The following is a 12,547-nucleotide window of genomic DNA, read 5'->3' on the forward strand; positions in this document are numbered from 1 at the left end:
TCATCTTCAAAAAAGAAAAATCTGCGTTTATCAGCATCCAGCATAGGTTTTGACTTGTTACCGATAAGATCTAAGAAATAAAATGAGAAATAATTTTTCGCGCGCGCTTCAGACAACGATCATCTTTCTGGTCGTGGGCGGGGTGATCGCGCTTGCGCTGGGGGGATATTTCAGCTCCGCATCGAACGTGTTCACAGGGTCGCTGGTCAATTTACAGACGTGGTTCTCCTCTCGTTTTATCGCAGTGCAGGAGTTTTTGACCGCGCCGCGCGATGTCGCCTCTCTGCGCCAGCGTAATGCGGAACTCGAAGCGGAGGTTTCTGAATTGCAAGCGCAGGTGATCCAGCTCCAGCAACAGGTTGGCGAAACAGAGATTCTCGCCGCGCTGGTCGATTTTTCGCGCGCCAACCCGGACAATACCTACAAAGCCGCCGAGGTGATTGGGCGCGACCCGAGTCCGTTTTTGCATTATGTGATCATCAACCGCGGTTCAAATGATGGGATCCTGCGCGGCATGCCGGTCGTCACCGACCAGGGGCTGGTTGGGCGCGTAGATGCGGTGATTGCCAACGCGGCGCGCGTGCAACTGATTACCGACCCGGCCTCGAACGTGAATGTGAGATTGGAAAACGCGGAGACCGACGCCTCGCTTGTTGGCTCTGTCACCGGCGACCTCGAACTGGAATTGATCTCGCAGGAAACAAACGTCGAGGCAGGCGATCTTGTCCTCACCTCGGGGCTGGGAGGCGGATATCCTCCGGACTTGATCGTCGGACAGGTGGTCAACATCCGCGCCCGCGATTTCGATTTATTTCAACAAGCCACGGTCCAGCCGGTGGTGGACTTTAACCGCCTCCAAATTATTTTGGTGATCGTAAACTTTACCCCGGTGGATATCGGTCCCCTTTTCCCGACTCCATAACCATGCGCGACCTTCTTGCGATTCCCATCATCCTTTTGGCGGTTGTCTTGCAATCTTCCCTTGTGAGCCGCATTCCGTTATTGTCCGGTCATGCCGACCTGCCGCTGGTGATCCTTGCGGCATGGGCGCTGCAAGAAGGCGTGGATACCGCCTGGCATTGGGCGATCTCGGCAGGGTTGATGGTTGGGTTTGTCTCGGGAATTCCGATCCTTGTTCCGCTCGCCGCTTATCTTCTGGTTGTAACTCTGGCGCGACTCCTTCAACGCCGCGTTTGGCAGGCGCCTTTGCTGGCAATGTTCGGAATCACCTTTCTAGGCACATTGTTTTTACACATTGTCTCGTTGGGCGCTTTGCGCTTGAACGGCACAGCGTTGCCCATTCTCGATACGTTGGGGTTGTTGACCCTGCCGAGTATCCTGTTGAATATGCTTCTTGCCATCCCTGTCTACGCGGTGATGCGCGACCTTGCTCGTTGGATGTACCCAGCCCCGGAGTTTGAATGAGTAATCAATCTGAGAATAAATTCCAAACACAGCCCTGGCGGTTGTTACTGATCTATGGCGTGATCGCCTTCGTTCTTGCAACGATCATTATGCGGCTTGTGTCTCTGCAAATTTTTAGCGGACAGGAGTGGCTCGACCAGGCGGTCGAAAATTATGTGGCTGAGGTCAGCGTGCCGGCTCAGCGCGGGATCATCTATGACCGCAACGGTTATATTTTGGCGCGTAATATCGCTTCGTATAATGTGATCATCACCCCGGCGGGTTTGCCGGACGATGAGGGTGACATACAAAGGATTTATCGCGAAGTTTCCGAACTGACGGGCGTGCCGGCGGGCGGTCCGGTCACCGATGAATCGCTGGAAAACGCCAAGTTGTTCTCGGCTTGCGTGCCGGGACCCAGCATTGCAGACATGGTCGCGCTGGGCGATTCCATTGCGCCGTTTGTGCCGGTCAAGATCAGTTGCAATATCGGGGAAGAGCTTGCCCGTATCGTGCGCGAACGTTCGGTCGATTGGCCCGGCGTCTCGTTGGAGATCGAGCCGGTGCGAGACTATCCGACGGGTTCGCTGACCGCCAATGTCGTCGGCTTCCTCGGGCCAATCTCTGCCGCCTTTCAATCGGCATATGAAGCCCGCGGATTTGTAGCCAACCGCGATAAGATCGGGTACGCCGGCATTGAAACATCCATGGATGACATCCTGCTCGGAAAAAACGGACTGCGCGTCATTCAAGAAGATGTGGCTGGCGAAGAATTGCGCAACCTCGAGCCGCCCATCCCTCCCACGCCGGGGTATAACGTGACCCTGACCATCGACACGCGTCTGCAAAAGGTCGCCGAAGCCTCGCTGATCGATGAGATCAATTTTTGGAACACTCGTTTGGATGCGACCCACCTTATCTCCAGCGGCGTGGTGATTGCCATGAACCCGAAGACCGGGGAGATCCTTGCTATGGTATCGTACCCCACCTATGAAAACAACCGATTTGCCCGCTTTATACCGGGTTATTACTACGAGCAGTTGGCGCAAGATCCGCGCCATCCTCTTGTGAACAATGCCATCTCTGCCGAGTTGGCGCCGGGCTCCACGTTCAAACTTTCCACAGCCACGGGCGCGTTCAATGAAGGCGTTATCCAGGTTGGTCAAATCGTTGAAACTCCTGGGCGGTTGTTATTGTGCGAACGGTTTCGCCCCACCGACCCGTGCACCGACCGCAACTCACGCCCATTTGTGGATTGGAACTATGAACGCAACGGCGTGATCAATGAAGCCGGGTTCGGTTCGCTCGACTTTTTCAGATGTATCGCCTATTCGAGTAACGTGTGCTTTTATAAGCTCGGTGGAGGGTTTGAGGATGAGATCAAAGAGGGGCTCGGCATCTTCCGTCTCGGCGAATACGCCCGGGCGTTGGGGTATGGCGCCCGCTCCGGCATCCAACTGCCCGGCGAGGAAGATGGACTCGTCCCATCCCCGCAGTGGAAACGCATCAACACCGGGGAAAACTGGTCCACAGGCGACACGTACATCGCCAGTGTGGGGCAGGGGTATGTGCTGGGCACGCCATTACAAGTTTTGATGTCCGGCGCCACGATCGCCAACCGCGGCAAACTCATGCAGCCCACACTCGTCCGCGAAGTGCAAGACGGGGAAGGCCATGTTGTCCCGTTGTGGTTCGACCCCGAAACTTTCTTCATTTACGAACAGCGGACAACGACCGATGCCGATGGCCGCGAGCGCGTGGTTTGGGTGAATATGGCGGACGAAACAAAGATTTTCCCCTTGCCGCCCGCCGGGAGTTATCAGATCTCGCCATTTACCCCAAACATAAAATGGGATGTGACCGTGGAACCGATCATCAATGAATGGAGCTGCGAGGCAGGGTATTGCGACCTCACCGGAAATACGAAGACCATCCTGCCAGCCACCATCGAAGCGGTTCGCACTGGCACGCGCATGGCGGTAACCGAAGACCCGCTTGGCACGTTGCACCGGGTGTTCACAGAATTCTATCCGATACCGATCGCGGTGGCAGGCAAGACCGGCACGGCGGAATACTGCGATGATGTCGCCCGGGTGTTGGACCGCTGTCGTTTTGGACGCTGGCCCACCCATGCCTGGACGCTTTCATACGCGCCCTTCGACGACCCGGAGATCATCGTCCTTGCGTTTGCCTACAACGGCGGCGAAGGCGGTTCGGTTGCCGCGCCGATCGTGGCGCGCGTGTTGCAGGCATACTTCGAACTGAAAGCCATAGACCTTGCGCGGGGCGATTAAAACTTCAACGAATACTTCATGCTATAATTTCGCAATCGATACAACGCATGGAAGACACCACAACGCTTCTTCAGATCAAAGGTATACGCGACGGACTGCTCGTTTCGATTGATGACGCTCCGTGGGATGAACAGCGTTCCGCGTTGCTTACCCAGGTGGATTCTCAGCCCGCATTCTTTCACGGCGCGCGCCTTGCGCTGGATGTTGCGACACAAGTGTTGAAGGTGGACGATCTTGCGGAATTGCGCGATCAACTTTCTGAGCGAGGCATCTTCCTCTGGGCGGTTATCAGTGAATCGCCGACCACAGAGAAAACGGCGCAGTTGCTCGGTTTGGCAACTCGAATCGCAAAGCCGCGGCCTGAAGATTCAAGGGCGTTTGCCCCGGAAAATGCCGGCGAAGAGGCTTCGCTATTTTTGAATAAAACGCTCCGTTCCGGCGCCCGTGTTGAATATCCCGGACATGTGGTGGTGCTTGGCGATGTGAACCCCGGCGCGGAGATCGTTGCCGGAGGAAGCGTCATCGTCTGGGGTCGCTTGCGAGGGATGGTTCATGCGGGGGTAAAGGGCAATGCCGCCTCGGTGATCTGCGCCCTCGACCTTTCGCCAACTCAAGCGCGCATTGCCGGTGAATCGTATGCCGCATTGGAGCCGAGCGAAACTCAACAGCCCGAGATGGCGCGCATCCATCAAGATGGAAAAATCCACGCTGAACTTTGGTCAGCTAAATAAGCCATAGGAAAACTACATGCCTGCAAAAGTCATTACGCTTACATCTGGGAAAGGCGGGGTGGGGAAGACCACCGCCACTGCCAACCTTGCCGTCGCGCTTGCGGCGGAGAAGTCGAAAGTGGTTTGTCTTGACGGCGATATCGGCTTGCGCAATTTGGATGTGATCCTCGGCTTGGAAAATCGCATCGTGTATGATTTGGTGGATGTGGTCGAAGGGCGTTGCCGCTTGAAACAGGCGATGATCCGCGATAAGAAATTGCCCGACTTGTACCTCATCCCGGCGGCTCAGACGCGCGATAAAAACGCCGTTTCCGCCAGCGATATGGTGCGGGTGGTAAAAGAGTTGCGATCCGATTTTGATTTTGTGTTGATCGATTCGCCCGCCGGCATCGAGCGCGGATTTCGCAATGCCATCGCCGCCGCGGACCGCGTCCTCGTGGTGACCAACCCCGAGGTCAGCGCGGTACGCGATGCAGATCGAGTGATCGGCATCCTCGAGTCGGAGGAAAAAGGACCCGCGGCGCTCATCCTGAATCGGTTGAATCCCGCGCTCGTCAAAAGCAAAGATATGCTCTCGCCCGAGGATGTGCTCGATTTGCTCGCGGTTGAATTGATCGGCATTGTGCCGGAAGATGAAAACGTGGTCATTGCTTCCAATCGTGGCGCGCCGGTTGCGTACGACCCGAAAAGCCGGGCGGGGCAGGCGTTTCGCAATATTGCGAAACGGTTGAAGGGCGAAACCGTTCCATTCCTTGATTTGGAATCTCAAGGCAGCCTCTGGGAGCGCATCCAGCGGTTGACGGGGAGGAAGTGACATGGGATTCTTCGATCGATTCTTCGGAAAAAAAACCAGCGCCGATAGCGCGAAAGAGCGCCTGCAACTGGTGCTGATTCACGACCGCACGGATCTGACGCCTGCTGAGTTGGATGCGCTTCGGGATGATTTGATCGCCGCCATCAGCCGCCACGTGCAAATTGACGCGAAAGCCATGCAGATCGGCGTGGAGCATGATGGGCGCTCGCAACGGCTTGTGGCGGATATTCCGCTCAAAGCCGCGCGGCGTAAAACACGAAAGACGAAATAATCTATGGTGTTCGCGCCGCCGTTCAACTGCGGCGCGAACAAGTAGGTTGTGAACAAGTCAATGGTTCCAGCGGCAGTTCTACTGCCGCTGGAACAGAGAAACGCACTTTGTAAGACTTCCCACGCATGCTAAAAAATATTTCATGGCGCTACTTTGACTTCTGGCTGTTGGGCGCGGTGGTGCTTGCCACGGCCTTCGGCACCACGATGATCCGATCCGCGGTGGCGGGGAATGAAGTATTGCTTCCGCTCATTAATCGCCAGATTTATTTCGCTCTGGCGGGCTTGGTCCTGATCTTCGTTGTTGCCGCGATCGACTACCGTTATTGGATGGCGCTGTATCGTCCCATGTATCTCGTCATTTTGCTGTTTCTCGTCACCTTGACCGGTTTCGGTCAAACCGCTTTTGGCGCGCAGCGTTGGTTTCAGGTAGGCGTGTTATTCCTGCAACCGACAGAGTTTGCCAAGATCGTGGCGATCCTTGTATTGGCGCGTTACTTTCAGGCGACTCAAAATCAGCCGCGCGACCTGCGCTGGTTGATCGGGGCGGTGGTATGGGCATCCGGCATAATTGGGTTGATCCTGCTCCAGCCGAATCTCAGCAATGTTGTGGTGTTGAGCGTCATTCTTGGCGCATTGTTGTGGCTGAACGGCATGGAAGTGAAGCATGTCATTATGGTGGGGGCGGTTGGGACGATCTCCTTTATCGCTATTGTAGGTTTGACCGCCGCAGGAATCCGCATTCCGTTCTTGCAGGAATATCAACAGGATCGCATCGCGAATTTCATCCTCCCGGAAGAGGACGCCACGTTCGGCGCGACCTATAACGTGTCACAGGCGCTCATTGCGATCGGCTCGGGCGGCGTGACCGGTCAAGGGTATGGTCACGGCACGCAGACTCAGTTGCGCTTCTTGAAAGTGCGTCATACCGATTTTATTTTCTCGGCGATCTCGGAGGAGTTTGGGTTTGTTGGCGCGCTGTTGGTCATTGTCATTATCATGTTGGTCATTTGGAGGTGTTTGCGCGCCGCGCAAAAAGCCAGAGATGTGGCGGGCATGAATATCGCTTACGGCGTGGCGATCTTGATCTTTTTTCAAGGCATGGTCAACATTGGGGTAAACTTGAACATCGTGCCCGTCTCGGGCTTGCCGCTTCCGTTCATTAGTTACGGCGGCAGCGGTCTCACTTCATTGATGCTCGGAATCGGGCTTGTGGAAAGCGTTGCCATGCGGTTCAGGCAATTGGAATTTTGACCCCCTCCCGCCTTCGGCACCCTCCCCCAAAATCCGACTGGGGTTCGTCGGATTTTGGGGGAGGGCTGGGCTGGGGTGGGGGTCGTTTGGAGGATTATTTTGAAACCAGCACGCACACGCATGGCGCCATCGCCAACTGGGAGATTTCATCTCGGAAGCGCGCGCACCGCGCTCTTCGATTATTTGCTCGCGCGTAAAACGGGCGGGCAGTTCATCTTGCGCCTCGAAGATACCGACCGGAAACGATTTGTTGAAGGTTCGGAAGATGAAATTATGCGGAGCCTCGATTGGCTCGGCCTCACTCCCGACGAAAGCCCGCTTCATGGCGGGACCTTCGGCCCGTATCGCCAAACCGAGCGGCGCGACCTCTATCAACAACGCGCGAACGAACTTGTGCAAAAAGGATCGGCGTATCCCTGCTTCTGTTCGCCCGAGCGGCTCGAACAATCGCGCAAGGAGCAGGAAGCCCGCAAAGTAGATCGTGTCCTCTATGATGGATTGTGCCGCGCGATCGATCCCGGCGACGCCGCGAAGCGCATTGCCAATGGGGAGAAATATGTGATCCGTTTCAAGATGGAACATGTAGGTTCTACCATCGCGCATGATCACCTGCGCGGCGACATTGTGACCGAGAATAAATATCTCGACGATACGATTATCTTGAAGTCAGACGGTCTGCCCACGTATCATCTCGCCGCGATGGTGGACGACCACGAAATGGAAATTACCCACGTCTTGCGCGGATCGGAATGGCTCTCGACGTTTCCGCTTCATGTGAACATCGTCCGCGCGTTTGGGTGGGATGAACCCGTTTGGATTCACTTATCAATTTTTCTCAAACCGAGCGGCAAAGGGAAGATGAGCAAGCGAGACAATGCCGATGTTATGAAGGACGGCCGTACAGTCTTCGTTGACGATATGAAAGATTTAGGCTACACACCCGAGGGCGTGTTGAATTGGATCGCGTTGATGGGGTGGGGCGTCGCCGAGGACGATGTGATGTCTCTTGACCAGATGATCCAACGCTTCAGCATAGACACGTTGACTCCCTCGCCCGCGGCGATCAATTTTCAAAAACTGGATCATTTCAATGGGACTCACATCCGCTTGTTGACGACCGAAGACCTGTCGGCGCGGATCAAGCCGTATTTTGTCGCGGCAGGCTTGGATGTCCAGAATGACGCGCTGGTCAAGATCACGCCGCTCATCCGCGAGCGACTCGTCACGTTGGATGATTGTCTCGCGTTTGCGAGTTTCTTCTTCAAAGAGGAAGTATTGCCGAATCCCGATGAGTTGATCGCGAAAGGACTCGATGCGAAGCAGTCCGCTGAGATCGCAAAGAAGTGTTTGGAGATTCTGTCCGCAATGCCCGACGTGTCGCATCAGACTGCCGAGCCGCCGATGCGCGCGTACGTTGAGTCGGCGGGGTTGAACGCGAATCAAGTCTTCGGCATATTGCGCGTCGCCGTGACGGGGCAAAAGGTCAGCCCGCCGTTGTTCGAGAGCATGGAGATCATCGGGCGCGAAAAAGTGTTGTCGCGGTTGCAAAACGCGATTGGAATTTTAGAGCGAATGTAACCGAACGTTTGCTGTTATACTCTTGAATATCAATTCACAGAAAGGAATTTTTCTCATGGCGCAAAAATCGGGAGCAACACGGAAGGCAAGAGTTCCAAGTAACGCGGCGAAATCGTCAGCAAAAGGCGGCGCGGACCTGTCCGCGTTATTCGGCGTGGCGGCGAAAGCGCTTGCGGCGAATCAAGGAGCGTTGAATCAAGCAGACGCGCAGAACGGCAACCATGGCGACAACATGGTGCAGATGTTCAACATGCTTACACAGGTGATGGGCGAGCAGAAAGGCGCGTCACCTTCGCAACAACTGAGCAACGCGAGCCAGTATCTTCAACAGCACGCCACCAGCGGATCGTCGCAAGTGTACGCGCAAGGGCTCGCTCAAGCCGCGCAACAATTCAAGGGACAGAAGTCTGTCAACCCAGACAACGCGATGATGTTGGTGCAGTCGCTTCTCGGCGGAGGTCAACCCGCTCAACAACAAATGGGCGGCGGCGCGGATTTGCTCGGTTCGCTCCTCGGCGCGGTGACTCAATCACAACAGCCACAACAACAAGACAGCGGCATCGACGCGGGCGACTTGCTTAATGCAGGCATGGCGTTCATGAACGCGAAGAATCAAGGACAGGACAATCTGCAAGCGGGTCTCAGCGCTCTCATGGCGGCTGGACCGCTCGGGCAAAGTTCCCACCGCCAGCAATCGGGTCAGGTCGTTGGGAATGCGTTATTGCAGGCGATCTCTGCGATGGCGAAGAAATAGGGGAGGTGGGGTGTACGTAGAAAGTGGAAAGTAGAGAGTAGAGAGTAGAGAGTGGAAAGTGAAATTCCGCGCTGATGGTTTCGGCGCGGAATTTTTATTTCTGTGTAACATAATTTATGGAGAACGTCCCGCAGGTTTAGTCAGACGAGTCAAGGTTTGTAAGAAAACCTATGGGACGGCGCGTAACATCAATGTATAAGCTTGCGCAACGTGTATGTAAGTACCTCTACCGCCCGCGCATACTCTTCCAACTCGATATGCTCGTTCGACGTGTGATCCAAACTCGAATCGCCTGGACCATACACCACCGCTGGACATTTCCACACAGGCGCGACGATGTTCAAATCGGCAGTCCCTGTTTTGTAAACGAAGCGCGGCTCTCCGCCCTGCGACCTGATTCCGCTTAAGAAGCTTCGTACCAGCGGAGTGTTTTTCTCACATCCCCACGCGGGGATGGCGAAACCCGTTCTTTCAACAACCACGCCTTCGACGATCTCTTCTAATTTCTGATACCAATCCTCTGGCGCAACTTCCACAGGCAAGCGGACACCTACTCTCAGTGTCGCTTTCTGCTCGAAGCCATCCTGACTCGAATCCACGCCGCGCAAAGTTAATAACAACTGATCAAAGACTCTTTTCTTATCTTCATTAAATCCCTGCACATACGCTTTGATTTTTAACCACACGTCCACAGCCGCTTCTGCCGCAGTCTCTTCGCCGCTGGCGGTATGCGCCTGCTCGCGTTTGACGACCACATTCGCCCACGCGCTCCCTTTATATCCCAACGCGATTCGATCCCAATGGTTCGGCTCGCCGATGATTGCAAAATCTGGCTTGTATTGATTGACGACAAAACGAGCCCCTTCCGAATCTCTTTCCTCTTCCACCGCGCCAATCACCACAAATTGCCAGCCCTCTTGCGCTCCCACATTTGCAACTGCATCCACAAAACACGCCAGCGGACCTTTCGCGTCCACAGAGCCGCGTCCGTACAGACTCCCTTCTCCTTGTGGGAGAAGGGTTGGGGATGAGGGCGGAATGAGGTCAACTTTAATTTCCCCAGGCACCGTATCAATATGCCCAAGCAGAACAACTTGCTTTTCTCCTTTCCCCATCACGCCAACCGCATTGCCCGCTTCATCTATAAAAGCGTCATCATAGCCCAGCGACTTCATCCGCTGGACCAGCCATTCCACAGCCCGCCGCTCGCTCCCTGAAGGGCTGTATTGTGAAACCAAACCAACTAACGTATCAAAGTTACTCATCCGTTTATCCGTTGCCAAATCCGCTTTCCATCCGTTTATCCGTTTTGTAATCCGTTGCCAAATCCGCTTTCCATCCGTTTACCCGTTTTGTAATCCGTTACCAAATCCGTTTTTGTCCGCGAGTCCGTGTCAAAGTCCGTTTATAGAAATCCGCTTATCCGCTTTACAATCCGTTGACCATTGTCTATTGTCCATCATCCATCGTCATCGCCAGCACCTCGGTCAACGTATCCACCAAATGATCCAACTGCTCATACGTGATCACCAGCGGCGGCAGTAAACGGATAACCGTCATACCCGCATTCAACGCGATGATGTTCGCTTCTTGCAGAGCCTTGATATACGGCGCGACTTTCTGCTTCATCTCGATCCCCACCATCAAACCCAGTCCGCGCACTTCGCGGATGTTCGGCGATTGAATCGTCTTCAACTTCTCCATCAGATATTTCCCCTTCGCCTCCGCCTGACCCGCCAAATCTTCTTCCTTGATCACATCCAACGCCGCGTTTGCCGCCGCGCACGAAAGCGGATTGCCACCAAAGGTCGAGCCATGCACGCCTGGCGTTAAGTTCTTCACATTCTTCCCGATCAACACCGCGCCCATCGGCACGCCGCCCGCCAACGATTTGGCGCAACATAACAAGTCTGGTGTGATTCCAAAATGTTCAATCGCAAAAAATTTTCCCGTGCGCCCAAAGCCCGTTTGAATTTCATCCACGATCAACAACGCGCCGCGTTCATCGCAAATTCTTCGCGCGGCTTGCACATATTCGGCATTGGCAGGATACACGCCGCCTTCGCCTTGCACCACTTCCAAAATCACCGCCGCCGTTTCTTCGTTCACCGCTTTATCCAACGCTTCGATATTGTTATACGCCACATGACTAAAGCCAGGCACAAGCGGTTCAAACCCTTCGCGATATTTTTTATTGTACGTCGCGGATAAAGAACCATACGTTCTTCCATGAAAGGCGCGCATCGCCGCCACGATATTTTTTCGCCCAGTGGAAATACGCGAAAACTTGAACGCCGCTTCCACCGATTCGGTCCCAGAGTTGCATAAAAAGACTCGCTCCAAGCCCGCCACCAACGAAGTCAATTTTTGCATCACCATTGCGCGTTGATCGTTCGGGAACGACTCAAATAAAGTGATCAGCGTATTCGCCTGCTTGTAGAGCGCCTCCGCAACTTTCGGGTGGGCATGGCCGAGATTGGCGACGCCGTGCCCCGACGAGCAATCCAAATATTCTTTGCCATCCGCATCAAACAACGAAGCGCCTTGTCCGCGCACGATCACTAACGATTGCTTTGCGTATGTCCCCGATGTATATTTATTTTCGATTTCAAGAATTTCGTTACTGTTCATTGAATCACTGTTCCATTTCCTGCCAAAGCATTTGAGATTGGATTTTGAATGCGACCGTCCGCGATGATGACGCGACTCACGCCGCCTTTGAGCGCTTCTTCCGCGCCTAACACTTTTTTCTTCATGCGACCCTGCGCCGCTTCACTCGCCGCCGCAAGTTGATTCTGCGGCAGGAGCCGAATGAGCGTTGATTCATCTGGAAAATTTTTCATCAGTCCAGGCACTGCCGTCAACAACAACAGACTCTCCGCTTTGAGCGCGGATGCGACCATCGCCGCCGCGCGGTCTGCATCCACGTTCAACGCCTCACCTTTTTCGCTGACCGCCACAGGCGCAATCACTGGCAGATAGCCAGCGTTCAATAACATCAACAATAATTCGCTGTTAATCGTTTCTATCTTTCCCGTGTAATCATCGCGGATAATCTTTCTTTTGCCGTTTTCAATGCTTTGAACGGATTCCTTGCGCGTCGCCTGCATTAACTTGCCGTCGAGTCCGCATAGCCCAAAAGCGTTGACTCCCAGCATCTGCAATTGCTCCGTCAACAACGAATTGACCTTACCATTCACCGCCATCAAAAATATTTCGAGCGTTTTTCGATCGGTGTACCGCGAGGTGTAACCCGAAGGCGAAGTAATCATCTTCGGCGGAGCGCCCAGCCCTTCGCCCAACGCGTTCGCTTCCGCAGAGCCGCCATGCACAAAGACGAGTCGCTGACCTTGCGCTAATAATTCCTTTGCATCGGCGCAGATCGCGGAAAAATCCACGCCTTCCGTGCCGCCAAGTTTTACAACTGTGATCGAATCGGTCATTGTTC

12 protein-coding genes are annotated in these 12,547 nt (G+C 54.5%); 9 read left to right on the forward strand and 3 right to left on the reverse strand.

Features of this window, described 5'->3' with window-relative positions; genetic code table 11:
- The first annotated feature begins 82 nt into the window (after positions 1–82).
- The 9 genes from mreC to IPM31_18700 all read left to right on the forward strand — a co-directional run bounded on the left by mreC (position 83) and on the right by IPM31_18700 (position 9,099).
- Positions 83–922: a rod shape-determining protein MreC gene (mreC, locus tag IPM31_18660; GenBank protein MBK9008995.1), complete on the forward strand. Its 840-nt coding sequence runs from the start codon at positions 83–85 to the stop codon at positions 920–922.
- 2 nt (positions 923–924) lie between these two features.
- A complete protein-coding gene (locus tag IPM31_18665) occupies positions 925–1,425 on the forward strand; it encodes a hypothetical protein (protein ID MBK9008996.1) in 501 nt (166 codons plus the stop codon).
- Positions 1,422–3,698 (forward strand): hypothetical protein, encoded by a 2,277-nt coding sequence (locus tag IPM31_18670; protein ID MBK9008997.1) that lies wholly within the window; start codon positions 1,422–1,424, stop codon positions 3,696–3,698. Before IPM31_18665 ends, IPM31_18670 begins: the two co-directional genes overlap by 4 nt.
- Before the next feature lie 47 nt (positions 3,699–3,745).
- Positions 3,746–4,429 carry a septum site-determining protein MinC gene (minC, locus tag IPM31_18675; protein MBK9008998.1) on the forward strand — a complete coding sequence of 228 codons (684 nt, stop codon included), beginning with the start codon at positions 3,746–3,748 and terminating at the stop codon, positions 4,427–4,429.
- A gap of 16 nt (positions 4,430–4,445) precedes the next feature.
- Complete coding sequence (gene minD, locus IPM31_18680; GenBank protein ID MBK9008999.1) at positions 4,446–5,243, forward strand: septum site-determining protein MinD; 798 nt, start codon at positions 4,446–4,448, stop codon at positions 5,241–5,243.
- 1 nt (position 5,244) lies between these two features.
- Positions 5,245–5,514, forward strand: coding sequence for a cell division topological specificity factor MinE (gene minE, locus IPM31_18685; GenBank protein MBK9009000.1), 270 nt, complete (start codon positions 5,245–5,247; stop codon positions 5,512–5,514).
- Positions 5,515–5,639: 125 nt separating this feature from the next.
- Complete coding sequence (locus IPM31_18690) at positions 5,640–6,767, forward strand: rod shape-determining protein RodA (GenBank protein ID MBK9009001.1); 1,128 nt, start codon at positions 5,640–5,642, stop codon at positions 6,765–6,767.
- Between the two features lie 99 nt (positions 6,768–6,866).
- The gene (locus tag IPM31_18695) at positions 6,867–8,345 is read left to right on the forward strand and encodes a glutamate--tRNA ligase (protein ID MBK9009002.1); all 1,479 of its coding nucleotides are present in this window, start codon (positions 6,867–6,869) and stop codon (positions 8,343–8,345) included.
- A 55-nt stretch (positions 8,346–8,400) separates the two neighbouring features.
- A complete protein-coding gene (locus IPM31_18700; GenBank protein ID MBK9009003.1) occupies positions 8,401–9,099 on the forward strand; it encodes a hypothetical protein in 699 nt (232 codons plus the stop codon).
- A gap of 188 nt (positions 9,100–9,287) precedes the next feature.
- On the opposite strand, the gene IPM31_18705 is transcribed toward IPM31_18700, so the two are convergent.
- The 3 genes from IPM31_18705 to IPM31_18715 form a co-directional block, all read right to left on the reverse strand.
- On the reverse strand, positions 9,288–10,364 hold the full coding sequence (locus tag IPM31_18705; GenBank protein MBK9009004.1) for a [LysW]-lysine hydrolase: 1,077 nt from the start codon (positions 10,362–10,364) through the stop codon (positions 9,288–9,290).
- 184 nt (positions 10,365–10,548) lie between these two features.
- A complete protein-coding gene (locus IPM31_18710) occupies positions 10,549–11,730 on the reverse strand; it encodes an aspartate aminotransferase family protein (GenBank protein ID MBK9009005.1) in 1,182 nt (393 codons plus the stop codon).
- Positions 11,727–12,530: a [LysW]-aminoadipate kinase gene (locus tag IPM31_18715; protein MBK9009006.1), complete on the reverse strand. Its 804-nt coding sequence runs from the start codon at positions 12,528–12,530 to the stop codon at positions 11,727–11,729. Before IPM31_18715 ends, IPM31_18710 begins: the two co-directional genes overlap by 4 nt.
- Positions 12,531–12,547 lie beyond the last annotated feature (17 nt).

The sequence above is a fragment of the Candidatus Defluviilinea gracilis genome, from assembly GCA_016716235.1.
Taxonomy (GTDB): Bacteria; Chloroflexota; Anaerolineae; order Anaerolineales; family Villigracilaceae; genus Defluviilinea; species Defluviilinea gracilis.